At 65.0% G+C, this 24,155-nt stretch carries 20 protein-coding genes; 5 read left to right on the top strand and 15 right to left on the bottom strand.

Annotated elements, in window-relative coordinates; all coding sequences use genetic code 11:
* Positions 1-8: 8 nt before the first annotated feature.
* On the top strand, positions 9-1,655 hold the full coding sequence (locus CLU86_RS13480) for a rhodanese homology domain-containing protein (RefSeq protein ID WP_099741954.1): 1,647 nt from the start codon (positions 9-11) through the stop codon (positions 1,653-1,655).
* 121 nt (positions 1,656-1,776) lie between these two features.
* Here the strand turns inward: CLU86_RS13480 and CLU86_RS13485 are convergent, their stop codons facing one another.
* The 10 genes from CLU86_RS13485 to CLU86_RS13530 form a co-directional block, all read right to left on the bottom strand.
* Positions 1,777-3,195 carry an LLM class flavin-dependent oxidoreductase gene (locus CLU86_RS13485; protein ID WP_099741955.1) on the bottom strand — a complete coding sequence of 473 codons (1,419 nt, stop codon included), beginning with the start codon at positions 3,193-3,195 and terminating at the stop codon, positions 1,777-1,779.
* A 165-nt stretch (positions 3,196-3,360) separates the two neighbouring features.
* On the bottom strand, positions 3,361-4,299 hold the full coding sequence (locus CLU86_RS13490; RefSeq protein WP_099741956.1) for a CysB family HTH-type transcriptional regulator: 939 nt from the start codon (positions 4,297-4,299) through the stop codon (positions 3,361-3,363).
* 388 nt (positions 4,300-4,687) lie between these two features.
* Positions 4,688-6,334 (bottom strand): ankyrin repeat domain-containing protein, encoded by a 1,647-nt coding sequence (locus CLU86_RS13495; RefSeq protein WP_099741957.1) that lies wholly within the window; start codon positions 6,332-6,334, stop codon positions 4,688-4,690.
* A 60-nt stretch (positions 6,335-6,394) separates the two neighbouring features.
* Positions 6,395-7,801 carry a leucine-rich repeat domain-containing protein gene (locus CLU86_RS13500; RefSeq protein ID WP_099741958.1) on the bottom strand — a complete coding sequence of 469 codons (1,407 nt, stop codon included), beginning with the start codon at positions 7,799-7,801 and terminating at the stop codon, positions 6,395-6,397.
* A gap of 56 nt (positions 7,802-7,857) precedes the next feature.
* Positions 7,858-9,285 (bottom strand): ankyrin repeat domain-containing protein, encoded by a 1,428-nt coding sequence (locus CLU86_RS13505; protein ID WP_143226708.1) that lies wholly within the window; start codon positions 9,283-9,285, stop codon positions 7,858-7,860.
* A gap of 20 nt (positions 9,286-9,305) precedes the next feature.
* A complete protein-coding gene (locus tag CLU86_RS13510; RefSeq protein ID WP_099741960.1) occupies positions 9,306-9,701 on the bottom strand; it encodes a hypothetical protein in 396 nt (131 codons plus the stop codon).
* A gap of 61 nt (positions 9,702-9,762) precedes the next feature.
* A complete protein-coding gene (locus CLU86_RS13515; protein ID WP_099741961.1) occupies positions 9,763-11,985 on the bottom strand; it encodes an AAA family ATPase in 2,223 nt (740 codons plus the stop codon).
* On the bottom strand, positions 11,970-13,199 hold the full coding sequence (locus CLU86_RS13520; protein ID WP_099741962.1) for a hypothetical protein: 1,230 nt from the start codon (positions 13,197-13,199) through the stop codon (positions 11,970-11,972). The genes CLU86_RS13515 and CLU86_RS13520 overlap by 16 nt, the downstream gene beginning before the upstream one ends.
* 95 nt (positions 13,200-13,294) lie before the next feature.
* On the bottom strand, positions 13,295-13,864 hold the full coding sequence (locus CLU86_RS13525) for a hypothetical protein (protein WP_099741963.1): 570 nt from the start codon (positions 13,862-13,864) through the stop codon (positions 13,295-13,297).
* 66 nt (positions 13,865-13,930) lie between these two features.
* On the bottom strand, positions 13,931-14,725 hold the full coding sequence (locus CLU86_RS13530) for a hypothetical protein (RefSeq protein WP_099741964.1): 795 nt from the start codon (positions 14,723-14,725) through the stop codon (positions 13,931-13,933).
* A gap of 222 nt (positions 14,726-14,947) precedes the next feature.
* Here CLU86_RS13530 and CLU86_RS13535 point away from each other — a divergent pair, with 222 nt between their 5' ends.
* The 3 genes from CLU86_RS13535 to CLU86_RS13545 all read left to right on the top strand — a co-directional run bounded on the left by CLU86_RS13535 (position 14,948) and on the right by CLU86_RS13545 (position 16,650).
* A complete protein-coding gene (locus tag CLU86_RS13535; protein WP_099741965.1) occupies positions 14,948-15,523 on the top strand; it encodes a TetR/AcrR family transcriptional regulator in 576 nt (191 codons plus the stop codon).
* 5 nt (positions 15,524-15,528) lie between these two features.
* Positions 15,529-15,861 carry an SMR family transporter gene (locus CLU86_RS13540; protein WP_369803877.1) on the top strand — a complete coding sequence of 111 codons (333 nt, stop codon included), beginning with the start codon at positions 15,529-15,531 and terminating at the stop codon, positions 15,859-15,861.
* Between the two features lie 69 nt (positions 15,862-15,930).
* Positions 15,931-16,650 carry a pentapeptide repeat-containing protein gene (locus tag CLU86_RS13545; protein WP_099743567.1) on the top strand — a complete coding sequence of 240 codons (720 nt, stop codon included), beginning with the start codon at positions 15,931-15,933 and terminating at the stop codon, positions 16,648-16,650.
* 2 nt (positions 16,651-16,652) lie between these two features.
* On the opposite strand, the gene CLU86_RS13550 is transcribed toward CLU86_RS13545, so the two are convergent.
* Positions 16,653-17,819: a mandelate racemase/muconate lactonizing enzyme family protein gene (locus CLU86_RS13550; protein WP_099741967.1), complete on the bottom strand. Its 1,167-nt coding sequence runs from the start codon at positions 17,817-17,819 to the stop codon at positions 16,653-16,655.
* Positions 17,820-18,088: 269 nt separating this feature from the next.
* Here CLU86_RS13550 and CLU86_RS13555 point away from each other — a divergent pair, with 269 nt between their 5' ends.
* A complete protein-coding gene (locus CLU86_RS13555) occupies positions 18,089-19,027 on the top strand; it encodes a LysR family transcriptional regulator (protein ID WP_099741968.1) in 939 nt (312 codons plus the stop codon).
* A 73-nt stretch (positions 19,028-19,100) separates the two neighbouring features.
* Here CLU86_RS13555 and CLU86_RS13560 read toward each other — a convergent pair whose 3' ends face one another.
* The 4 genes from CLU86_RS13560 to CLU86_RS13575 form a co-directional block, all read right to left on the bottom strand.
* The gene (locus CLU86_RS13560; RefSeq protein WP_099743568.1) at positions 19,101-20,204 is read right to left on the bottom strand and encodes an SMP-30/gluconolactonase/LRE family protein; all 1,104 of its coding nucleotides are present in this window, start codon (positions 20,202-20,204) and stop codon (positions 19,101-19,103) included.
* Between the two features lie 189 nt (positions 20,205-20,393).
* The gene (gene gudD, locus CLU86_RS13565; protein WP_099741969.1) at positions 20,394-21,728 is read right to left on the bottom strand and encodes a glucarate dehydratase; all 1,335 of its coding nucleotides are present in this window, start codon (positions 21,726-21,728) and stop codon (positions 20,394-20,396) included.
* Between the two features lie 102 nt (positions 21,729-21,830).
* Positions 21,831-22,784 carry a tripartite tricarboxylate transporter substrate binding protein gene (locus tag CLU86_RS13570; protein ID WP_099741970.1) on the bottom strand — a complete coding sequence of 318 codons (954 nt, stop codon included), beginning with the start codon at positions 22,782-22,784 and terminating at the stop codon, positions 21,831-21,833.
* Positions 22,785-23,093: 309 nt separating this feature from the next.
* Entirely contained in the window at positions 23,094-24,122 is a 1,029-nt protein-coding gene (locus CLU86_RS13575; protein WP_099656553.1) for a LacI family DNA-binding transcriptional regulator, read from the bottom strand.
* Between the last annotated feature and the right edge of the window lie 33 nt (positions 24,123-24,155).

Below are 24,155 nucleotides of genomic sequence, written 5' to 3' on the forward strand. Positions count from 1 at the left end.
TAACCCCCATGACCCAAGCCCAGCCCATATCGCAAGAAGCGCCCCATGTGCCCCTGAAGACCACCGCCGATGTGCGCAACGCCCTGCTGGCGCAGCAGGAGATTGCCCTGATCGACGTGCGCGAAGAACACCCCTTTGCCCAGGCCCACCCGCTGTTTGCCGCCAACTTCCCGGCAGGCAAGCTGGAGATCGAGGTCTACCCCCGCATCCCCCGGCGCAACACGGCCATCGTGGTGTATGACGACGGCGAAGGCCTGGCCGAGCCCGCAGCACGCACCCTGCAGCGCCTGGGCTACACCGATGTGGCGCTGCTGGCCGGGGGCCTGCAAGGCTGGCGCGATGCCGGGGGCGAGGTCTTTATCGACGTGAACGTGCCCAGCAAATCGTTTGGCGAGCTGGTAGAGGCCGAGCGCCACACGCCCTCGCTGCCTGCGCAAGCAGTGAAGGCCCTCATCGACCAGAAGGCCGACGTGGTGGTGCTGGACGCGCGCCGGTTTGACGAATACCAGACCATGAACATCCCCACCGGCGTGAGCGTGCCAGGGGCCGAGTTGGTGCTGCGCGCACGGGCACTGGCCCCCCGGCCTGAGACACAGATCATCGTCAACTGCGCGGGCCGCACACGCAGCATCATCGGCACGCAGTCGCTCATCAACGCGGGGTTGCCCAACCCCATTGCGGCGCTGCGCAACGGCACCATCGGCTGGCTGCTGGCGGGCCAGGAGCTGGAACGCGGTGCCAGCCGCCGCTTTGACACCCAGCCCACGCACCACACACACGACACACCCGAGCAGCGCGCCGCCGCAGCGCAAGGCGCCCGCAAGGTGGCCGACCGCGCCGGTGTGCGGCGCGCCCGCACCGAGCACCTGCACGCCTTTGCACAGCAGGCCGAGCGCACCACCTACTTGCTGGACGTGCGCACGCCCGAAGAATTCAACCGGGGCCATGTGCCGGGCTTTCGCAATGCGCCCGGCGGCCAGCTGGTGCAAGAGACCGACCACACCGCCCCCGTGCGTGGCGCCCGCCTAGTGCTGGCGGACGACGACGGTGTGCGCGCCAACATGAGTGCATCGTGGCTGGCGCAGATGGGCTGGGATGTGTGGGTGCTGGACGGCCTGCAGAGTGCGGACTTTCACGACACCCGCCCGGCCCCGCAGCCCGTGCCTGAGCTGCTGGAGCCCGCGCAGTGGATCACCCCCGCCGACCTGGCAGAGCGCCTGCAGCGCGAGGCCCCCGGCCAGACGGTGGTGCTGGACCTGACCACCAGCGCCAACTACACCTTGCGCCACATCCCCGGCGCGTGGTTCGTGGTGCGATCGCAGCTGGCACAGGCCCTGCAGACCATTCCCAAAGCGCCGCACTATGTGCTGACCTGCGGCAGCAGCCTGCTGGCCCGCTATGCGGCGGTGGATGTGGCCCGCCTCACTGGCGCCACGGTGCAGGTGCTCGAAGGCGGCACCCTGGCCTGGATTGCCCAGGGCCTGCCGCTGGAGCAAGGCGAAACCCACCTGGCCTCGCCCCGCATTGACCGCTACCGCCGCCCCTACGAAGGCACGGACAGCCCACGCGAGGCCATGCAGGCGTATCTGGACTGGGAGTTTGGACTGGTGGAACAACTGGGGCGTGACGGCACGCATGGGTTCCGGGTGATCTGAGCGATCGCCAGGATGGCCGGATGCCCTGCAGCGCCAGGGTGCTGGAAAGACAAAAGGCCCGGAGCTTTCACTCCGGGCCTTTTGTCTTTCTGCGGGGCATGGGGACGGTGCCCCACGCAAACTATGCAGCCACCGCCTCGGGCAAAGGCTCTGCCACCTTGCCACCTACCGTACCCGGCTTTGCACGCGCAGCGGTGTAGCGGTTGGCAGGCACAGGCAAACCCAGGTTGCCCCGGAAGGTGGAGGCCGTGTACTCCTTGCGGTAGATGCCACGCGCTTGCAGCACGGGCACCACCAGTTCGGCAAAGTCCTTGAGTGAGGTGTTGGGCAGGGCTTCAAAGAAGTTGAAGCCGTCGGCGCCGCCTTGCTCAAACCAGCGCTGGATCTCGTCTGCCACCTGCTCGGCCGTGCCCACAAACGTGCGCTTGGGGCGGGCGTGCCACAGGGCCACCTCGCGCAGCGTGAGGCTGTGGGCCTTGGCGTGCTGCTTGATCTTGTCGCTGGCGCTTTGCTGGCTGTTGCGGCCCAGGTCGCCCAGGTCGGGGAACGGCGCATCCAGCGGGTATTTGGAAAAATCGTGGTCGTTGAACGGCCGGGCCAGGGCCGCAATGGCGTTCTCGATGGGCACCAGGGCGGCCAATGCTTCGTATTTGCGCTCCGCCTCTTCGGCAGTGCGGCCCACGATGGGACGGATGCCGGGCAGCAGGAACACCTTGGCTGGGTCGCGCCCCTCGGCGGCCACACGGGCCTTCACATCGCGGTAGTAGGCCTGGGCTTCTTCCAGCGTGTCGGCATGGAAGAAGATGGCATCGGCGCGCTGCGCGGCAAAGCGCTTGCCATCTTCGGATGCCCCCGCCTGAAAGATCACCGGCTGCCCCTGGCGCGAACGGCTGATGTTCAGCGGCCCTTCCACCGAAAAGAACTCGCCCTGGTGGTCCAGCCGGTGCAGCTTGGCGGGGTCGAGAAACTGGCCCGTGGCCTTGTCGCGCACCAGGGCGTCGTCCTCCCACGAATCCCACAGGCCCTGGACCACGTCCAGGTGCTCTTGCGCCAGGCGGTAGCGCACGCCATGGTCGTAGTGCTCTTTGCGGCTGTAGTTGCGGGCGCTGCCGTCCAGCCACGAGGTGACCACGTTCCAGCCCGCACGCCCGCCGCTGATGTGGTCGAGCGACGCAAACTGGCGCGCCACCGTGAAGGGCTCGCTGTAGCTGGCCGTTACCGTAGCCACCAGGCCGATGTGCGAGGTGGCTCCGGCCAGGGCCGACAGGATGGTGAGGGGCTCAAAGCGGTTGAGGTAATGCGGGCTGGAGCGCTCGGTGATGTGCACGCTGTCGGCCACGAACAGGAAGTCAAACCGCGCCTTCTCGGCCAGCTGCGCCTGCTCTTTGTAGAAACCGAAGTTCACGCTGGCATCGACCACCGCGTTGGGGTGGCGCCAGTCGCCCCAGCCCGCGCCCACGCCGTGCAAGACAAAGCCGAAGACCAGCTGGCGGGGGAGGGATGAGGGTGTGGATACGGGAGACGAAAGGGGTTGGGTCATGGAGCGGCCTGCGAGCAGTGGTGAATGACATCCAGCATCGGGAGCCCTTCGCTGGTCGTGCAGACAGCTTAGGAAGGACGCCCCACAGGGCGAAGGAATCAAAACAGATATGGATATGCGGTGCCGTACCTCACCCGGCGCCCCCCACTGCGCTCACTTCTCAACTTACTCCTGCGCTGGCAGGTCCCGCACCGCGCGCTCCACCGCCTCGCGGGTCAGCGTCGGGGCAAAGGTTTCGATGAAGCTGTACGCATAGCCCCGCAGCCAGGTGCCGCGGCGCACGCCCAGGCGGGTGACGTTGACCTCGAACAGGTGGCGCGCATCGAGCATGCGCAGGTGGCGGTCGCGCTCGGGGTCCACCGCGATGGAGGCCACGATGCCCACGCCCATGCCCAGTTCCACATAGGTCTTGATCACGTCGGCATCCATGGCAGACAGCACCACGTCGGGCTTGAGCCCCTCGCGGGCAAAGGCCTCGTCGATGTGCGAGCGGCCGGTGTAGCCCAGCTCGTAGGTGATGATGGGGAACTCTTGCAACTGCTGCAGCGTCACGGGCTCTTGCAGATCGAGCAGCGGGTGGCCCGGCGGCACGACGATGCTGTGCGTCCAGCGGTAGCACGGCAGTGTGACGAGGGTGTCGTAGTGCGACAGCGCCTCGGTGGCCACGCCAATGTCGGCCTCGCCGCTGAGTAGCATCTCGGCCACCTGCTTGGGCGAGCCCTGGTGCAGGTGCAGCGACACCTGCGGGAACATGGCCCGAAAATCGCGCACCACATGGGGCAAGGCATAGCGCGCCTGCGAGTGCGTGGCCGCGATGGACAGGCGCCCTTCGTGGCTGGAGCTGTAGTCCTGCCCGGCACGCTTGAGGTTGTCGGCATCCTGCAGCAGACGCTCCACAATCGGCAGCACCGCCTGGCCAGGGGGCGTGAGACCGGTCAGCCGTTTGCCTGCGCGCACAAAAATCTCGACGCCCAGCTCTTCCTCCAGTTCACGGATCTGGCGGCTCACGCCAGGCTGCGAGGTGTAGAGCAAGGCGGCCACCTCGGTCAGGTTGAAGCCGCAACGCACGGCCTCGCGAACGGAACGCAATTGTTGGAAGTTCATTGTTGTGTGGCTCTTTCGCAAGCGATGGGGAAAGCGAAAGGAGCCACAGGTGGCGGCCATGGCGACAACCAGCTACGACCAGCCACTGCAAGCCTCAGGCATGCATACCGTGCAGCCCCTTCGCGTGGCAGGTGCCAGGGACTGACACACGCCATGCCCTCACTTTAGGAGGCTGCGTGCATATCGATAAATGGTCATTCGCAATAAGCTAGGACTCAGCTCTTTTCGGCGTGAGCTCATGCCCCAGGGCTATGAGGAATGGAGGGCGAGCCTCCACGGCCATCGCCAGAGCAAGGACATCGAATAATCAAAAATGATAGCTACTAGCGCTTATTGGACAAGCGCTAGAGCCTATTTTTATTGAAACCCCTGACAGGCCGGTGCGCAATCAGCTCGCCAAAAGTTTCTGCGCCGCCTTGTTGCGTTTGACCACCGCCAGCTGCAGCGGCGTGCGGCCTTGGCGGTCACAGAAGGTGCGGTCCGCCCCCGCTTGCAACAGCAATGGGATGCAATCGGTCGCCTTGTACAGCACCGCCTCATGCAAGGCATTGCCCCCGTGGTACAGCACCCGGTTTGGGTTGGCACCGTGGGCCAGCAGCAGCGCCACCTTGGCTTCGGACTGGGCGTTGATAGCAGCCTCCAAGGGAGTGTGCTGCGCATCGGCCGGTGGCTCAGCGGGCAAGCCGAGCGCGAGCACCATCTCCAGCAACGCCACAGGCCGGTCCACGATGCGGCTGGTGAAATCCTTCAGGCAGCTGTTGGCGGCATTCAGCCAGGCGGTATCGCGCGTGGGAAAGGCCTCGGGCGCGCTGCGCTGCACCAGGTCTCGCATCGTGGCCACGTCCGTGCCTTCGTGCTTCGTGGTGCATTCCGCCAGCAACCGGGGCTCCGGGGTTGCGTCGATGCACATCAGCGCATGGTCTCCCGGCCGCCACAGCCGGTCCAACGCTGGGAGGTTCCCTTCGTCCACAGCCCTGCTCAGCAAGCCATGCCGATGGGCTTCGTCCGGCGGCGCCTGCGCCAGCAATTCATCCAGCAGCGCATGGTCGTGGTACGAAATCGCGTTGAGTTGCTGCTGCGGGGCGTCGTACTCCAGCGCGTAGTGCGGCCAGATTACCCGGCCGCCATGTGCCATGAGGAGATCGCGCAGCGCCTGGTGCACGCCCCCGGCCAGGGCCGAATCCCCGTGCTGGCTCACGGCGTTGACCGCTGCGCCCCGCTCCAGCAGCCACTGCGCGGCCTGCACGGCCATGGAGACGGGCTTGCTCAAATAGTGCGTTGCATCGGCCAGTTGCATCAAGGGTGTGCGCCCCTCGTCGTCCACCGCGTTCACATCCACGCCCGCATCCACCAGCGCCTGCATCAGGGCAATGTCGAACGCCCGGGCCGCGCAATGCAGCGGAAACACCGGCAAGGTGTAGCCGGGCATGCGGGTGACCAGCGCCAGCGGGTCAGGCCGCGCCCCGGCTTGCAGCAGGGCGATGATGGCCTCGGTGGGCAGCACGCCGCTGGCCTTGCCTGCCTGCGGCGTGAGCAAATGCACGATGAGCGGCCGGTGGTACAGCACCGTGTTGGGGTCCAGGCCGTGGTGGTGCACCAGGTTCAAGACCGCGCCGTATTGTTCTTTGGAGAGCAACTGGTGGACTTCTTCCAACGGGTCCAGCTTGCGCACCGCAGCTTCAAACTGCTTGCGCGTGACGGGTTTGGCACCGTTGAGAAAAAAGCCTTGCGCCTTGGGCCCGTCGTGCCATTCGCAGCTCAGCAGCTTGGCCCCCCGCGCCATCAAACCGGGTGGCCATTCTTCGGCAGGCAGCAGGTTCCACGGCCCCAGCACGGCCAGCTCTGCACACAACTGTGCCGCCCCCGCAAACTCAAAAGAGACCCCGGAGTCTTCACCCAAGCCGAGCATCGCGCCTAGCACGCGGGCTTGCTCTGGCGACGACAGCTGGGCGGTGGCCTCGGCCTCAGCAGCCCAGGCGGCCGCTTGGGCGCGGGACTCAAAGTAAACGGTGTAGTGCAGTCGGGATTCAGACATGGGATGGGTTCAACGGCAGAGACAAAACACAGCGTCATGCGGTGGCGGGGCTGCAGCGCATTAGCTCTTTTTCTTTTCCAGCTTCTTGAGGGTGGCCTCGTAGGCCTCGGCCACATCGGTGCGGGCTTCGACAGACACATCAAAGCGGCCAGCCAGCACGGCCGCATCGGCCCTCGTGCCCAGCTGGCCAATGGCCTTGAAGACCTTTTTCATGAACGCCGCATCGCCGCCCAGGATGTGCTTTTCGAACCGCAGCAGGTCGATGATGGGCTCCACCAGCTGCGGAGACTGCACTTTGCCCACCCCATCGAGCAGCTGCTTGTAGTGGTGCAGGTGGGCTTCGGAGAAGCCCTCGCGCAGGTTGAAGAACGCCAGGAACAGGTCGGCAAACGCGGGGATGGGAGCTTCCACCAGGATGCGGGCGATGGTGGCGTGCTCGTGCTTGAGTTTGCCCGCGTAAAACGGTTCGTACTCAGGGTAAAAAGCCAGCTCGGCATGAAAGCTCTGGGTCAGTGGCGCCACCAAGCGCTCGCCAAAGCTGCTGAGCACCGACACCAGCAGCTTGGATTCTTCCCAATAGTGCGGTCGCAATCCGTGGGTCACCATTGCATCGAACGCACCTGGAGCCGGGTGTGCCAGTGCGCCGCGCACCGTCTCCTCGTCAAAGTGCCCGTGCACCAGGCTAGCGAACGCGTCGCCCAACAACGCCACGTCGGTGATGGCGTAGAGCTGCGGCCAGTCCTTGGCCTCCATCAGCTTCGCGATGCGCGAGGCTTCGATGCTTTCCGGGTCGCGCACATACGCTTCCTCGGGCAACTCCAGCTGCAAGGCCGCACGCTCCGCACTCAACTCGTTGCTGACATGCAGTCGCTGGTAGCGCCGACCTGCCAGGGGCGCCAGTGTGGTCAGCGGGTTGTCATCGACCCACAGGGTCTCCAAGGCCGCGCAGCCAGCCAACGGAGCCAGGTCGGTGATCCGGTTGCCGTTCACATGCAAGCATTTGAGGGTGGGGTAGCTGGCAACGAACGACAGGTCGGTGATGCGGTTGTGTGACAGGTACAGACTCTCCAGCCTGGGCAACTGGAGCCCCGCCGGGAAGTGGGTGAACTTGTTGTTCCACACGAACAGCGTCTCGACATTGAGCCCGTTGAGTGCCTCGAAGTCTTTGAAGTCGCAGTATTCAATGGTCAGCGAATTCAGGTGCGGCAAGGCTTTGAGGGCCTGCAGGTTGGTGAACTGCATGCGATCCAGGCTCAAACGCCGAAGCCCCTGGATGTGCGCCAGGCGTGACAGATCGACCGGCTGCGCCGTGCGGTTGCTGCGCAGGTGGATGTCCAGGATGTCGTCGCAGTCGGCGATCTGGTCCAGATCGGCATCGGTGAATTTCTCCAGGTGCAGGCCATCGGCGTGGTTCAGCACGCGAATGGGGCTATGGATGCGGTCGGTCCACTTGGGCTTGGAGGTCATGGGATCGGGCGATTGAAAATGGGAGAGATGGGGCTGTGGCACGCGCTCAATCGGCGTCATGCCTGGGTATTGAGGTAGCGGGCGCACAGCTGGCCGATGGTGTCGCACAGCACCTCGGTGGTGGGCGGTGCGCCTGGGGCCATGGGCAAATCAATCGCCTCGCGCAGCACCCAGTCGTCGTTTTCCACCTGCGAGAAGCGGATGCGCATGACAGACCAATCGAAGACATGGACACCCATTTCCACCGCGCCGCTGCGGCTGAGGTACGACTTGGTGCGCGACAGCTTCAGGCCACGAAAGTAGTCGTCGTATTCCAGGTACAGCACGCCAGGCGGCACGCGCGGGTCTGCGCCCGACCCCAGGTGGGCGATCACGCCCTTGAGGCAGGTGCGCAGCCAATCGGGGTATTGGCTGGCGGTCCAGTCCGTGGGCCCGTCGATCAATCCGGGCGCACGCTCCCAGGTGGCGCGCTGGGCGGAGCCATCCGCAGCGGCCTTGGGCTTGGCGGGCTTTTTGGGGGCTACGGAGGTGGTCAACGCCGCCACGCGGGATTCGTATTCGGTGCCCCGGAACAGGCGCACGTCGGCAGCCACCAACTTGCCCTGGGCCGCCAGGGCTTCGGCCAGCACGGCAGCCACATTCAGGTTGCCTGCGCTGACGGCCAGGCGCAGTGGGGTGCGAGCGCGCGCGTTGGCTGCAGCGGGGTCCAGGCCCCAGTCGAGCAGCTGGCGGGTGGTGGCGACAGGGTCGACCCCTCGCTGCCACGCCACCGAAATGCCAGCCCGGCTCAGGTTCAGACCGTCCACATCGCCAGCACAGTGCATCAGCGCGTTGGTGCCTGCGGGGGTGGTGAAGTGCACATTAGCGCCGCGGTCCTTCAAAAAGCGTAACAACGGCACACTGCCCATAGAGGCGGCCATGAGCAAAGGGTTGTACATCTCACGGTGGTCCATGGCTTCTATGTCAGCCCCAGCTTGGAGCAGCAGGACGATGGCCTGATAGACGGCCTCCGCATGACTGGCCGGGGCGTCTTCGCGAAACGGCATGCTGAAAATTTCGCCGCGCATGTCGCCCAGCCCGAGGACAAGGCACAGCGCTGGTTCTTTGGTCTTGCGGGGGTCGCCGCCTGCTGCCAGGATCAGCGCCAGCCGCTCCAGCGCGCGGTGTTCCGCATAGCTTGAAAACTCCGTGCAGCACTCGGCCAGGGGGGTGGAATTGCGGTTCTTGCGCCGGTTGGGGTCACCGCCCTTTTCCAACAGCAGGCGCAACAGCGCGAACTGGGCATCCACCCGCCCGGGCACGCTGGCGTCGTCTGGACGGTCGTAATAGGCCCAGCGCGCAGAGCACGCCCACTGCATTGCAGACTCCTGGGATACGCTGATACGGTCGGGGTGTACGCCGGAGCGCACCAAGCGGTCTATGGACGACAGGATGTGATCAAACCCTGAGTCGTGCTCAAGGACAACAGCGGACGAGCTTGCCATGGCGAGGTGACTCCAGCCGTTTACCAGCGCACCGATGGGCCGTCGAAATCCAGCGTCACCACATGCTTGCCCCCGTCACGGAACTGAAGCTCCAGCAGTCCCGCATCTTCGTCCGCAAAGGCCAGGCCATCAATCATGGGGGCGTCGGCCAGGTCCTCGCTGTCGATGGCGATCACTTCATCCGTACGCAAATCCAACAAACGCAGTTCGGGGTAAACCATGTCTTCGCCGTATTCGATATAAGCGACCAGAGCCTTCGAGGCATGCAAGACGATGGCTGCGACCAGCCCGTCGCCCTCTCCTTCATGCGCCCGATCTTGCACGGCACCCCAGAGGGCTTTGTGGTCTTGGACCACCGAGGCATAGCGGGACTCAGGCGGCAGTGCGGGCGTGACAGATGCGTTTTGTGCGGTCATTGAAAGTTCCTCGGTCAAAAATTCCACTCTATTCAAAGCATGCGTATTTGGATGCAACGGCTCACGCAGCAGAGCGTGTGTCCCTGCCCAACACAGCCAACTCCTGGCGCAGCAGCTGCTCCACCTCGCTGGGCTCAAACTGGCCCTGCAGCAGCGGGATGGCGAAACGGTATTCGGCCTCTTGCTTGCGCAGCACGTAGGCCAGTTGCAGGCGGGCCAGCGACTGGCGCAGGGCCTGCGCATCGGCCGTGATGCCGTGGCTTTGCAGCAGCTGCGCCAGGGCCACCAAGCTGGTCTGCCCGGTCTGGGCGGTGTGGTAGACCACCACACGGTCAAGGCGGCAGGCGGCTTCGTCCTGGCTCAGGCGGCCCCAGCCGGCCAGCGCGTCTTGCACCGCCTGCGAGGCCAGGGCCTGGTTCAGGTGGAGGGCCTCGATGGCGCGCTCACCGGGTTGCAGGGCCTCCAGGCATTCCTGGCACAGGATGGCCACCAGGTTGGCGCGCTGACCGCTGGCATCGATGAGGCGCTCGACCAGCGCATCGCTGGCAAAGCCCAGGCGCAGGCGGCGCAGCGGCTCCGTGGCCAGCTCGCGGCAGGCGGCGCGCTCTAGCCCGCCGATGGTCAGCACCTCGCCGAAGTTGCGCAAGGGGCTTTGGTAGTCGAGCACGGCCGTGGCGTACAAGTCCCAAAACCCTGCCAGCATGAACCAGCAGCGCCCCTCTTCGCTGAGCGAGCGCAGGGTGGACAACTGGGCGTAGCCTTGGTCCGACTCGGCACGGAAGAACTGGTCGGCCTCATCAATCAGCAGCACCAGCCGCTTGCCCACCGCCTGCGCCTGCAGGTGGGCCACGATGTCCTCCAGCGCGGTGGCGGCGGGCAGGCCCAGTTGCAGTGCCAGGCGCGGGGCCAGTCGGTGGTCGCGCAGCGATACGTAGTGGCACACGGTGTGCGGGTGGCCCTGCAGGCGGCGCTGCACGGCCTTGAGCAAGCTGCTTTTGCCCAGCTGGCGCCCGCCCACCACCAGGTAGTTGGCAGGCTCGCGAGTGACCACGCGGGCCAGCAGCTGCGCGCGGCCAAAGAACGAGCCTTCGCGCGTGACGCCGCCGCGCGTCTGGTACGGCGAGATGCGGGTGATGCGCAACTGGGTGGACAGCAGGCGCAGCAGCACCTGCAGGGCCTGGCCGCCCAGCAGCCATTCAGTGAGGCTGGCGCTGTCCACCATCACATGCAGGTTGGCGCTGTCTTCGCAATGGGCACGCAGCAGAGGGAACGGATTTTCAGTGCTGTGCTCGCTCAGCACCAGCAGCACGTCGCTGCCGGTCTGCGCAGCGCGCAGGCTTTGCACCAAGGCGGCTTCGTCGAGCCCCGGCGTGGGCACCAGCACCAGGCATCGGTCCAGCGACACGGGCAGGTCGGGGGCAAACTGCCACTCCAGCACCACGCCGGGCAGCGCCCAATCGGCACTGGCCTGCTGGCGGGCCACCACTTTGTCGGCCAGGGCCTGGGCCAGGCCAGTGGCGTAGTCAAGCCCGTTCGCCTGCGCGCACAACACAGCGCGGCGCCAGTCTGCCGTGCGGACTTCAGCGGCCTGCAAGGTGGCATCCAGCCGCCCCATCCAGCGCAGCAAGCGGTCGATTTTCGGCAGGCGGTCCAGGGGCGTGCGGCGCAGGCGCGCGGGGCGCAGTTGGCCTGAGCCAATCAGGGGATGGCGCACCACCCACACCACCGCCCCGGCGCAAAAGATCACAGCACACCCAATGATCAATGACCGCAGCCACCCAAAGGGATCGGAGGCGGACGCGGAAGATGGCTTGCTCGGCTCCCTATCGTCGGTCACGCCGTCATCGCAATTGATGGGGAGGTAGCCTGGCGGAACGGGCGGATTGCCTCGGCGGCAGCTCCAGGTATAGGAGTCAGGATGGAACTCAATGATCACCTGCGTGCCAGCGATCTTGCCCAGCTCGGGGTGGTTGGCAATGTCACCCTGCAACACGTTGGGGCGTGGCGAGGTGACGCGCAGCTTGGCGTTGGCAATGGGCGGGGCGTATTTTTGGATGTCCGGCGGCCAGTCACCCAGCTCGTTGCGCGCATCGATCATGGCGGCGCGCCATTGCGCCACCTCGCCCCACACCGGGCCGACATTCATGGCCGCAAGAAAGGCGCTGCGCGTGAAGGGGTTGAGCTGGGGGGTGAAGATGGCGCTGGCCACAAACAACGTCACCACGGCAATGACCATGGCGCGCAGCACAGGGCGCGAGAGCAGCGGGCTCATTCGTTCGAGCATGATTCCAGCACCATCAAGCCAGCCTCGCGCACGATAGGGCAGCGCCAATGCAGCCGCGCCGCATCGCCCGCACCGCGCACCTGGACCAGGTTGCCCCAAAACAATCGGCGCAGGTCGTCGTCTTGCAGGTAGGGCCGGGCACGGCCCAGGTCAGCGGCCTGCAGCAGCTGCGCCAGGCGCTGGCGCGAGGCCGGTGCCTGTGCCAGCGGCAAAAAGGTTTGCCACAGGCGCGCACTGCCCAGCAGGTGGCTGCGCAGCTCGCCCGCTGCCACCACATCGCCTTGCAGTGCGGCGGTGCCATGGTCTACCAGCCATTGCAGCCCTTCTTCAAACAAGGCGGGGTGTGCGCCGCTGAGGTCTTGCAGAGCGGCCAGCACGGGCACGGCCCAGGGCTGCTCGGGCCAGCGGTGGCGCGCCAGCACCACCAGGTCGTCCAGCGTGGGCTCGGGCCAATGGTTGACCTGGGCAATGTTGAGCAGCGACAAGTCGCCGCTGCGGTACTTGAGGTCGGCCAGCGCCTCGCCTCCGCACAGCAGCAGGTGCAGACGGCCGCTGTGCATTTCGCTCAGGCTGCGCAAAATGCCCGCCAGGGTTTCGCGCAGTGCAGGGGTGCCCTGCTCAAAGCGGCTGACCAGGCAAAACAGCCGCTCGCCCGCCAGCAGGCGCTGCTCCAGCGCGGCTTCAAATTCGTAGTCGGAGGTGACTTCGCCCAGCCCGCACTGGCGGCCGATGGCGGCAAAGTATTCGTCGGCCGCCGTGCTCACGCTGTAGGGCGGCTGGATGTGCAGCACCGCGCCCTCGCCGTATTGCGCGCGGGCACGGGCCAGCAGCTCTTGCCGAAACGGCGGCTGGCCCCAGTGCGCGGGCGACAGCAGCAGCGAGATGGGGTACGGCATGGCCTGCGCCAGCTGGGCAAACAGCTTGTCCTGGAACACCGCAAACGGCTGTGCGCCCACCGATTCGGCCTGCAGCGGAAACTCGGGTTCAAACCCGGCCGCGCTGAGCAGGCGGTTGGACTCGGTCTCCGTCAGGCGCAGGTAGCGGGTGCAGGCCACCACGCGGTCACGCGAGCGGGGGTTGGGCACTGACACACCGTTGCGCCAGTTGTTCACGGCTTCACGGCTCAGGCCAATCTCCGTCGCCACCCCCGAGGCGCTGGCACGGATACGCCGCATGTAAAGCGAGAGAAGCACGGAGAAAGAATCGCTGGCCATGGAGGAAAAGGAGGTACGGGCTGGAAAAGGGAACGGCCTGGACAGGACACGCACAAGGCATGCCTGTCTGTGGATGCAGGCCGTTGAAAAAGCGCTTAGCGCTGCAGCAGCGATTGCACCATGGGCCAAGCCTTGTAGCAGCCCAAAGCGCAGACGACAAACACCGGGCTGTAGAGCAGCAGCATGCCCAGCACGGTGTAGAAGGTGCCGACCTCCTCGTCATCGTCATCGTCCTCGCTATCGCCCTCACCGCCTTCGCCCTGGCCTTGCTTCCCCTGGCTCGCCTGCACCGATGCCAGCGCAGCTGGCTCCAGCATGCGGGTCTCGGGGGCGTCTGTCACCACACTGGCGCTACCTTGACCCGTACCTGCGGCCTTGGCCTCTTTGGCGGTCTGGATGTTGTCCCAGATTTCCATACCCAGCGTAGCCACCATGGCCAGCAGTGCCACCGCCAGCACGCCCAGGTAGGCGTAACGCAACCCCGGGCGCTCCAGCGGGTAGAAGTAGCCCGCCAGCACCACAGCCGGGGCCAGAAAGAACACATGCGAGAGCAGCCGGTTGGCATCAAACCCTGCATCCTTGTCCAGCGCACCAATGGCCATGCGATACACCACGGCGCCCACGATAAACAGCACGCCCCCCCACCATTCAATCTCGGTCAACATCGTTTTTTCTCCCTCGTTTCTGTGTTTTCAATGTGTTGTATGCGGCCCATGCCATCAGACGCTCGTTCAGGAGAACAGCGACTTGCGCTCCGTGCTCATGTAGTACAGCGGCAGCACCACCGCCAGCAGCAGGCCCAGACCCATCCACAACCAAAAGCCCTTGAACAGCAGCACCGTGACCAAGGTGAACAGCGCGGCGTGCACCAGCCCCTTGAAGCCCGCCTTCAGCATGAAGATGCCCATGATTCCGTCCACCGGGTTGACGCCGCTTTCGCGCATGTCCTTGAACATGCCGACCATGGCATCCACCGCTTCGCGGCCTTCCCGCTCGCGTTCGTCCTGCTGGGTGCGCAGGGTGCCAATGGGCACCGGCTTGCGTGGGTTCTTGGTGCCGTCGCTGGCACCCTCCTCGTCTTCTTCTCCCGCTCTCTCTTCTGTATCGTCGTCAGCGCGTTCCACCACAGCCTTCAGGGTGGGGTTGCTGGCATAAAAAGACTGGCGGGTTACCCACATGCCTTGCTCGAAGAACATGCGCTCGGTCTCACCCACCTGGTCGTAAAACACCTCGGCCACGGCAGAGCGCAGGCCGTGAGCAAACAGCTCTTCCAGTATCTGCAGCGGAATCCCGTCGTGCGTGCTCGAATCAAAGTTCAGCACCAGCCCCGGGCCTTGGGCACGCACGCCATGGTTGAACCAGTCACTGTCCCACAGTTTGGCCAGGTCAGCCCCGCCCAGCTTTTCGGCCCAGCGCTCGGCCTGCTCGGTGTTGTCGGATTGCAGGTACTGGAACACCAGCTGGCAGTATTTGAGCCGGATGGGGTCTTCAAAGAACAGGTGCAGGGTGTGAACGTTTTGGGACATGGCGGGGGAATGGGTTCAGGGGCGATGGGGTGCGGTGATTGGCACGGATTGTTACCGGATATGACGCAGGCTGCGCTCTCAGGCTTGTCAGGTGCACTGGCCACCACACTGGACGAAATGTCCAGTGAAGGCCCCACGGGCGCCCGGGGACATTGATCCAGACCCGGCTCAGCTCCCGAGGCCACCCCTACAATAAACATTCCATACGGATGGTTTGTAGTGATGACAGAAGCCCACCGCCGACAAAAACAGCCCGAACTGATCCGCAGCCAGTTACTGATGGTGGTGCGCGACATCCTGGTACAAGATGGCCCCCACGCCGTGACGCTGGACGCCGTATCCCGCCGCGCCAGCGTGACCAAGGGCGGCCTGCAGCACCACTTTCGCAGCAAGCAGGCCTTGCTGCAGGCGCTGTGCGATCAGCTGTTTGAAGAATTCCAGGCGAACCTGGCACTGGCGTTTGAACGTGAACCCGCCGGGCCGGGGCGCCATGCCCGCGCCTACATTCGCACCTGCTTTGACACCCACAACCAACTGAACCAGGTCGAGACCCAGCGGGCCATTGGCCTGCTGGCCTTGACCCTGCCCGAAGCCCGCGAGCGCTGGCACCAGACCATGCAGACCGAGCTGGCCGCAGACGCCGAAACACCTGGCGCGGCAGACCGGCTGCTGGTGTGCCGGATGGCCGCAGATGGCTTCTGGTTTTCGCAAATGCTGGATGTGTATGCCCTGGACGACGCGCACCGCGCCCGCATCCTGGCCTTGTTGCTGCAACTGTGCGGCCAGAAAGAAGACTGATGCCCCTGCCCGCTTACGCCCTGCTGGGCGCCGCCATCTTGGCCGAGGTGATTGGCACCAGCGCCCTCAAAGCCTCCGAGGGCTTCACTCGCCCCCTTCCCTCGGCGTTGACCGCCGTGGCCTACGTAGCGGCGTTCTATGCGCTGTCGCTCACGCTCAAGACGGTGCCACTGGGCATTGCCTACGGGGTGTGGTCAGGCGTGGGGATTGTGCTGGTGTCTGCCGTGGGCTGGGTGGTTTACGACCAGCGCCTGGACACCGCAGCGCTGCTTGGCATAGGCCTCATTCTGGCGGGGGTACTGGTGATTCACCTGTTCTCCCGCAGCACGGGGCACTGAAGCCCTCCGGCACCCTGCCCTCTTGGGTTTTTCACCCACCGCCTTCTGCGCCCCATGGTTTCGTTGTTCATGACCTCCACCCCCAGCACCACAGCCACCACCACGGCCACCAGCCCCGTGACCGATCAACACCTGTCGCGGGCCGATCTGCAACGCCTGGTGGCCGACGCCCCTGCAGCACTGCAGTTTGAGCGTTGCACCTTTGACGGCGAGGATTTGTCACAGATGGACCTGCGCGGCGCCACCTTTATCGGATGTACCTTCGCAGACGCCGCACTGGAAGCCGCCACCCTCACCAGCACCCGCTGGCTGGACTGCCGCGCTGCGCGGGCCCAACTGCAACGCGCAGACTGCACCGATGCGCGCTGGCACCGCTGCGACCTCAACAACACCGACTGGACACGCGCAAGGCTGTCCAGCGCGCTGTTTGCCGAAGTCAAACTCACCGGGGCACACTTTCGCGAGGCGCACACCCTGGGGCTGGAGTTCCACGAATCACTGCTCGTGGGCGCCGATTTGCGGGGGCTGTCGTTTCGCAAGCAAACCCTGGCGCAGCTTGACCTGTCCGAGGCCGATCTGGGGGGCTGCGATTTTCGGGATGCGCTGTTTGAAGGCGGCAGCTTGCGAGACGCCCATTTGAAACATACGCGCTTTGACGGCGCCGACCTGCGCGGCGTAGACCTGGGCGGCCTGAAACTGGCGCAGGTGGCACCCTTCTTCAAGGGCGCCATCATCTCTGGCGACCAGGCGGCCGCGCTGGTGGGGGAATTGGGAGTGCGGGTGCTCTGAGCTCAGGAGGCCAGCGCCCGCATCTCAGCGATCAAGTCTGATTTACCCTCAAATCCAATGCCCGGCAGCGGCGGCAACGTCACGTAGCCGTTTTCGACCTTCACCCCATCGGGGAAGCCGCCGTAGGGCTGGAACAGGTCCGGGTAGCTCTCGTTGCCGCCCAGGCCCAGGCCTGCGGCAATGGCCAGCGACATCTGGTGGCCGCCGTGGGGAATGCAGCGGCTGGGGGACCAGCCATGTTCCTTGAGCATGTCCAGCGTGCGCAGGTACTCCACCAAACCATAGCTCAGGGCGCAGTCGAACTGCAACCAGTCCCGGTCCTTGTGCATGCCGCCGTGGCGGATCAGGTTGCGCGCGTCCTGCATCGAGAACAGGTTTTCGCCCGTGGCCATCGGGCCTTGGTAGACCTCGCCCAGCTTGGCCTGCAGCTCGTAGTCCAGTGGGTCGCCTGCTTCCTCGTACCAGAACAGCGGGTACTGCGACAGGGCCTTGCCGTATTCGATGGCGGTGTTCAGGTCGAAGCGGCCGTTGGCGTCCACGGCCAGCTGCTGGCCCGGGCCCAGGATCTTGAGCACCGACTCGATGCGCTCGCAGTCTTCGGCCAGGGTGGCGCCGCCAATCTTCATCTTGACCACCGAGTAGCCGCGCGCCAGGTAGCTTTCCATTTCCTTCTTGAGGCCGTCCAGCCCCTTGCCGGGGTAGTAGTAGCCACCGGCCGCGTAGACAAACACGCGCGGGTTGGGCGTGCCGTTGCCATAGCGCTCGGCCAGCAGCTGGAACAGCGGCTTGCCCGCTATTTTTGCCGTGGCATCCCACACGGCCATGTCGATGGTGCCCACGGCCACCGAGCGCTCGCCGTGGCCGCCGGGCTTCTCGTTGATCATCATGCGGGCCCAGACCTTGTGCGGGTCCAGGTTCTCACCGGTGGCGTCGAGCAGGCTGGCGGGCTCGGCCTCCAACACGCGCGGGATGAAGCGGTCACGCATCAGCGCGCCCTGGCCGTAGCGGCCATTGGAGTTGAAGCCATAGCCGATCACGGGCTTGCCGTCGCGGATCACGTCGGTGACCACAGCGACGAGGCTGAGCGTCATATTCGAGAAGTCGATGTAGGCGTTGCGGATGTCTGACTTGATGGGGCGGGTGGATTCAAGGATGTTGACGATCTTCATGGTGTTTGCGGTGTTGGAACAATGAAAGCGCGTGCGCTCGAAGCGATTGCCAATGGCCCCCCAAGCAAAGCGCTGGGGCCGTACAAGGTGCCAACACCCACCGATAATTCAGGCGGCTTGCGTGCAGTGCATGCGTTGGACAAGGCTTTGTGCGTCACGAAAGGCATCATTTCCTCAGTGCCGCCTGGCGTCCAATACTCCAATCGCATACATCTATCTGTGCACCCAGCCCCCACCACCTCGTGTAGACACCGCAGAAAGCAGACCCCATGGGACCTGGCAATCGCCCCCTCGACCTGGAATGGCTGGAAGACTTTCTGGCTTTGTGCGAAAGCGGCAATTTTTCGCGCGCGGCAGAGGCCCGCGCCATCGCCCAACCGGCCTTCAGCCGCCATATCCGCGCGCTGGAGGAATGGGTGGGGGTGGATTTGTTTGACCGCAGCGCGCACCCTGCCGTACTCACCGCCGCTGGGCAACGTTTTGAGCCACTGATCGAAGCAGTGCTGGCCCAGTTGGAGGCCGCCCGCACCAAGGCCCGTGCGGCCCACCACATGGCGCAAGCCAGCTTGCGCTTTGCGGCGACCCACGTGCTTTCGCTCACGTTTTTTCCACGCTGGTTGTCTGGGGTGGAAGCCCATCTGCAGGTGGGGCCGATACAGACTCTGTCTGACAGTTCACACGCTTGCGAAGACCTGATGCTGCAGCGCCGCGTGCAATTCGTTTTGTGCCATGGGCATGCCGATGCTCCCAGCCGTCTGGACGAGGCGCAGTACCCCATGCTTCGGCTCTCGGGCGATGTACTGCGGCCCGTGTCTGCAGCCAAGGTGCAGGCCAAGCCCATGCAGGGCGCCAGCGACACGCCAGCGCTGCAAATGCTGGCCTACAGCGATGCCTCGGGCCTGGGCAGGATCATGCGCTCGCACCTGTCTCGGCTGGAAAAGGATGCCCCGCAGACAGCGGCGTTCGGCGATGCGCCCACGGTCTTCACCTCGCACCATGCCGTGCTGCTCAAAACCATGGTGCTGGAGGGGCGTGGCGTAGCCTGGCTGCCCCAGAGCCTGGTGGCAGAGGAGTTGCGCAGCGGCCTGCTGGTGCCTGCGGGTCCAGCCCCCTGGAACGTGCCGGTCGACATTCGGCTGTACCGCCAAAAAGGGGAGATGACGCCCCTGGCCGAAGAGCTATGGCAATTGGCCAAGGGGCAGTCCTGAGCGTTCCCTATGCAGCCCCGGAGAACAAGGCCAGGGCTGGCAGACCTCACAAACGCAGCCCCAGGCCTGCGCCTTACACCGCGCCGTGGGCCTCGACGTACAGGGCATACAGCGAGTGGCTGCTGGCCATGTACAGGCGGTTGTTCTTGGGGCCGCCAAAGCACAGGTTGGCACAGCGCTCGGGCAAGCGGATGTGGGCAATGGCTTTGCCCTGGGGGTTGAAGACCATCACCCCATCCAGCTCCTCGGGCTTGCCCTTGAGCAGGAAGACCTTGCGCCCGCCTTGCTCCGAGGCCTCGGCCTGCAGTGCGCCATTGCTGCCCCAGCCGCACCACAGGTTGCCATCGCGGTCCACCTTGAAGCCGTCCAGGGCGCCTTGGTCAGCGGCATCGATCAGCTTGGTCTTGTTGCCCACCGTGCCGTCGGCGTTGACGTCATAGCTCCAGATGCTGCGGTTGGGCGTGCCCTTCCACTCAACGACATACAACTTCTTCTCATCAGGCGAGAAGGCCAGGCCGTTGGGGTTGACGATGTCGGTGATGACCGCCGTCAGCTTGCCGTCGGTACCGATGCGGTAGACATTGGTGGTGGCTTGCTCTGGCTTGGCGCGGGAGCCTTCCCACTCGCCGTTGATGCCAAACAAGGGGTCGGTGAACCACACGGTGTCGTCGGACTTGACCACGATGTCGTTGGGCGCGTTGAGCTTCTTGCCCTCATAACTGTCGGCCAGCACCGTGAGGCGCCCGCCCTTTTCGGTGCGCACCACGCGGCGGGTGACGGAGTGCTCGCAGGTGATGAGGCGCCCCTGCCGGTCACGCACATTGCCGTTGGCCCAGTTGGCAGGCTGGCGGAACACCGTGAAGCTGCCGTCTCGCTCGCTGTACTTCATGATGCGGTTGTTGGGGATGTCGCTGACCAGCACATAGCCCCCATCTTCCGGGAAGTACACCGGGCCTTCGGCCCAGCGCATGCCTGTGGCGACCTGCTCCACGGTGCTGCTGTAGATGCGGTACTTGGCGAAGCTGGGGTCCAGGATCTGAACGGCCGGATCGGGATAGCGCTGGTTGGGTCTGAAGTCGAAAGACTGCGCCAAAGCCCCTGAGCCCCAAACGGCCAGCCCGGTGCCTGCTGCCGCCTTGAGGAATTGACGGCGCGGTTTCTGGGTGGATGGTTGCATGCTTGTCTCCATTTTTATCGTTGGCATGCCAGGTGCTAGCGAACCCAAAATCTCGGGGCGCCGGCCAGGCCCACGATGCCCCACACCACCCCGTGGTGTGCAGGCTGGATTCCCACACCTGCTGCCGGTAGCAGCCGACAGCGATTCACGTCATGCGAAGGACCCGGGGGCCGCTTCGCACAGGCCACATCAACGCACCATGCAGGGCATCTTGTGGTTGAACTTCCAGCCCGGGATCAGGTACTGCATGGCGATGGCATCGTCGCGCGCACCCAGGCCATGCTGCAGGTACAGCTGGTGGGCCTTTTCCACTTCGACCATGTCCAGCTCCACGCCCAGGCCCGGCTTCTGGGGCACTTGCACGTGGCCGCCCACGATCTGCAGTGGGTCCTTTGTCAGGCGTTGGCCGTCTTGCCAGATCCAGTGGGTGTCGATGGCCGTGACGCGGCCCGGCGCTGCGGCACCCACATGGGTGAACATGGCCAGCGAAATGTCGAAATGGTTGTTGGAGTGCGAACCCCAGGTCAGACCCCAGTCGCGGCAGGTCTGCGCCACGCGCACAGAGCCCGCCATGGTCCAGAAATGCGGATCGGCCAACGGGATGTCCACGCTCTGCAGCGACAGCGCGTGGGTGAACTGGCGCCAGTCGGTGGCCACCATGTTGGTGGCCGTGGGCAGGCCGGTGGCTCGGCGAAACTCGGCCATCACTTCACGGCCGCTGAAGCCGTCTTCGGCGCCGCAGGGGTCTTCGGCATAGGCCACCACACCGCGCATTTTCTGGCCCAGGCGGATCGCGTCCCTGAGCAGCCAGCCGCCATTGGGGTCCAGCGTCACACGGGCATCGGGGAAGCGCTCGTGCAGCGCTGTCACGGCCTCCACCTCTTCGTCGCCGCGCAGCACGCCGCCCTTGAGCTTGAAGTCGTTGAAGCCATAGCGCTCGCGGGCCGCCTCGGCCAGGCGCACGATGGCCTGGGCGTTCATCGCCTTTTCGTGGCGCAGGCGGAACCAGTCATTCTCGGCCCCTGGGTCTGTGGCGTAGGGCAAATCGGTCAGTGCGCGGTCGCCCACATAGAACAGGTACCCCAGCATTTCCACCGAGGTGCGCTGCTGACCCTCGCCCAACAGGGCAGCCACCGGCACCTCCAGGTGCTGACCCAGCAAGTCCAGCAGGGCCGATTCCACCGCCGTCACAGCGTGGATGGTGGTGCGCAAGTCAAAGGTCTGCAAGCCACGGCCACCGGCATCGCGGTCGGCAAAGCTCTGCTGCACGCGCTGCAACACGCTTTGGTAGGAACCAATGGGCTGCCCCACCACCAGGGCGCGGGCGTCCTCCAGGGTTTGGCGAATCTTCTCGCCACCAGGCACCTCACCCACCCCGGTGTGGCCCGAGCTGTCCGTGAGAACCAGGATGTTGCGCGTGAAAAACGGGGCATGCGCACCGCTGAGGTTCAGCAGCATGCTGTCGCGGCCAGCCACAGGAATCACACGGAGTTCGGTAACAAGGGGGGTAGATGCGTTGGACATAGGTTCAGAGATGAAAAGAGCTTGGCTGGCGTGGGCGCACACAAAGACGGCGCCGGTGCAAAAACGCAGCCGCGGCCCCAAGAGGCAGCGGCTGCGCAGGCATCAATCGGCCTTGATGTTGCGTGCGGCGATCAGGTTCTTCCAGCGCGCAAACTCTGCGGCCTGGAAGGCGGCGAATTGCTCGGGCGTGTTGCCCACGATTTCAAAGCCCAGCTCCAGCAGCTTGGGCTTGACCTGGGGGTCATTCAGCCCCGCAACAATGGCAGCGTTGAGCTTGGCCTTGATGTCTGCGGGCAGGCCACGGGGGGCCGCAATCGCTTGCCAAGAGTACACGTTGGCGTCTTTGATGCCCGCTTCTTCCAGCGTCTGCACGTTGGGCAGTAGAGGGGAGCGCTTGGCGCTGGTGATGGCCAGCGCCTTGAGCTTGCCCGCCTGGATCTGCGGCATGGCGGTGTTGATGTTCATGAAGGACGCATCCACTTGCGCACCCAACAGGTCAGTCATCACGGGGCCGCCACCACGGTAGGGCACGTGGATGCCGCTGGTGTGGGTCTGCAGCCAGAACAGCTCGGCCGTGAGGTGGTCGCTGCTGCCGTTGCCCGAGGAGGCAAAGGTCATCTTGTTGGGGTTGGCTTTCTGAAAGGCAATCACATCGGCCAGGGACTTGTGGGCCGAGGATGCGGGCACCACCAGCACGTTGGGGGCCTGCACCGCCACGGTAAGGTAGTCAAAGTCCTTGAGGGCGTCGTAGGGCACCTTGGTCAGCAGGTGCGGCGCAATCACAAAAGGGCCCAACGAAGAAACCAGCAGCGTGTGCCCGTCCGCCGGGGCGCGTGCCACGGCGCCTGCACCAATCGTGCCTGTCGCGCCAGCCTTGTTGTCCACAATGAATGTGCCACCCAGCTTGTCTTGCAGCTTGGGAATCAGGGTGCGGGCGATCAGGTCGGTGGAGCCACCAGGTGGGAACGGCACGACCAAGGTGACAGGCTTGTCGGGCCAGGCAAACGCCGACCCCATGGTGAGGGCCGCAGCCAGAGTGCAGAGCAGTTTCTTCATGGTTGTCTCCTACAGGTTTTGGAAAGAGGTGTGGGCCGCGCACCCTTCACATCAACAGCATGCGGGCGCTACGGTAGATGCGGCCCTGCATCCAGGCCCTGGGTGCTTGCCGATTCATGGCGCACCTTTTCTCAAAGCCCAAATTTGGTACCGCTACCAAATCTTCAATGCGCAAATGGTAGCGGTACCAAATTGGGTCGTCAACGAGGGTTTAATGAGGGTTTTCCCTGAAATTTGGACCATCCATAGCGCGCGACGACACAAGCCGCAAACCTGCGAGCCCGCCTTGCAAATGGCCCCAAAAGGCACTCAGGTGGTATCGCGCTCCACGATGGAAAAGTCCACCTCGACCACCCGGCGATCCACCGAACGCCCTTCGGCGCAGTCGATCAGGTAGCGTGCCGCCAGATGACCAATGTGCGCGCCATTGATATGCACCGTGCTCAGTGCGGGCAGCAGGTCGGCCACGAAAGGCACATCGCCAAAGCCCATGATGGCCAACTGACCGGGCACAGACAACTGGCGGGCGCGGGCTTCCGTGACCACCCCCAGGGCCAGCAGGTCGGAGCTGCAGAACACGGCATCCACCTCAGGGCATTGCTGCAGCAGGCGCCCCAGGGCATCGCGGCCACTGCGCAGTGAACGCTGCGCCCCCACACTGATGGTGGTGACCGGCGGCAGTCCCGCCTGCACCACGGCCTCTGAAAACGCGGCGGCACGGCGCCCTGCCCGCTCATCGTCGGCAGTCACCAGCGCGAAGCGCTTGCGCCCCCGCTCCATGAAGAAGCGCGCCACGGCCCGGCCAATGTCCAGATGCGAAAAACCCACCAGCATGTCGATGGGGGTGGGGGTGAGGTCCCAGGTCTCGACCACCGGAATGCCCGACGCCACCAACCGCGTGCGCCCCTTGCCCGCACCCATGATGCCGGTGAGAAAAATGCCATCGGGGCGGCGGCCGATGATGGCCTCCAGCAGCAACTCCTCCCGCGCGGCAGAGTACCCCGACTGGCCCAGCATGAGCTGGTAGCCCGCATCGAACAGGGTGCTGTTGAGGGACTCGATGGTTTCCATGAACACCGACATCACCGTGCTGGGCACCACGGCCGCGATCAGGCGGCTGCGGGCCGAGGCCAGCCCACCGGCCATGCGGTTGGGCACGTAACCCGTGCGCTGCACAGCTTCGAGCACGCGCTGGCGCACCTCTTCAGACACCTGGTCTGGCGTGTTGAGCACGCGCGATGCGGTGATGGGCGCCACCCCCGCCAGCTTGGCCACGTCACGCAGGGTGATGGCCCCGCTGCTGCGGCGGGAACGCTTGGGGTTGTCTTTTTCTGTCATTGGTGGTTTAAAATGGTACCGCTACCAAACCCG

It is taken from the genome of Acidovorax sp. 62 (assembly GCF_002754495.1).
In the GTDB taxonomy this organism is placed as follows: domain Bacteria; phylum Pseudomonadota; class Gammaproteobacteria; order Burkholderiales; family Burkholderiaceae_C; genus Acidovorax.

Excerpts from the sequence above, each read along its gene's own strand:
- CLU86_RS13480 (WP_099741954.1), top strand. The coding sequence starts at position 9 with ATGACCCAAGCCCAGCCCATATCGCAAGAAGCGCCCCATGTGCCCCTG.
- CLU86_RS13485 (WP_099741955.1), bottom strand. The coding sequence starts at position 3,195 with ATGACCCAACCCCTTTCGTCTCCCGTATCCACACCCTCATCCCTCCCC.
- CLU86_RS13490 (WP_099741956.1), bottom strand. The coding sequence starts at position 4,299 with ATGAACTTCCAACAATTGCGTTCCGTTCGCGAGGCCGTGCGTTGCGGC.
- CLU86_RS13495 (WP_099741957.1), bottom strand. The coding sequence starts at position 6,334 with ATGTCTGAATCCCGACTGCACTACACCGTTTACTTTGAGTCCCGCGCC.
- CLU86_RS13500 (WP_099741958.1), bottom strand. The coding sequence starts at position 7,801 with ATGACCTCCAAGCCCAAGTGGACCGACCGCATCCATAGCCCCATTCGC.
- CLU86_RS13505 (WP_143226708.1), bottom strand. The coding sequence starts at position 9,285 with ATGGCAAGCTCGTCCGCTGTTGTCCTTGAGCACGACTCAGGGTTTGAT.
- CLU86_RS13510 (WP_099741960.1), bottom strand. The coding sequence starts at position 9,701 with ATGACCGCACAAAACGCATCTGTCACGCCCGCACTGCCGCCTGAGTCC.
- CLU86_RS13515 (WP_099741961.1), bottom strand. The coding sequence starts at position 11,985 with ATGCTCGAACGAATGAGCCCGCTGCTCTCGCGCCCTGTGCTGCGCGCC.
- CLU86_RS13520 (WP_099741962.1), bottom strand. The coding sequence starts at position 13,199 with ATGGCCAGCGATTCTTTCTCCGTGCTTCTCTCGCTTTACATGCGGCGT.
- CLU86_RS13525 (WP_099741963.1), bottom strand. The coding sequence starts at position 13,864 with ATGTTGACCGAGATTGAATGGTGGGGGGGCGTGCTGTTTATCGTGGGC.
- CLU86_RS13530 (WP_099741964.1), bottom strand. The coding sequence starts at position 14,725 with ATGTCCCAAAACGTTCACACCCTGCACCTGTTCTTTGAAGACCCCATC.
- CLU86_RS13535 (WP_099741965.1), top strand. The coding sequence starts at position 14,948 with ATGACAGAAGCCCACCGCCGACAAAAACAGCCCGAACTGATCCGCAGC.
- CLU86_RS13545 (WP_099743567.1), top strand. The coding sequence starts at position 15,931 with ATGACCTCCACCCCCAGCACCACAGCCACCACCACGGCCACCAGCCCC.
- CLU86_RS13550 (WP_099741967.1), bottom strand. The coding sequence starts at position 17,819 with ATGAAGATCGTCAACATCCTTGAATCCACCCGCCCCATCAAGTCAGAC.
- CLU86_RS13555 (WP_099741968.1), top strand. The coding sequence starts at position 18,089 with ATGGGACCTGGCAATCGCCCCCTCGACCTGGAATGGCTGGAAGACTTT.
- CLU86_RS13560 (WP_099743568.1), bottom strand. The coding sequence starts at position 20,204 with ATGCAACCATCCACCCAGAAACCGCGCCGTCAATTCCTCAAGGCGGCA.
- gudD (WP_099741969.1), bottom strand. The coding sequence starts at position 21,728 with ATGTCCAACGCATCTACCCCCCTTGTTACCGAACTCCGTGTGATTCCT.
- CLU86_RS13570 (WP_099741970.1), bottom strand. The coding sequence starts at position 22,784 with ATGAAGAAACTGCTCTGCACTCTGGCTGCGGCCCTCACCATGGGGTCG.
- CLU86_RS13575 (WP_099656553.1), bottom strand. The coding sequence starts at position 24,122 with ATGACAGAAAAAGACAACCCCAAGCGTTCCCGCCGCAGCAGCGGGGCC.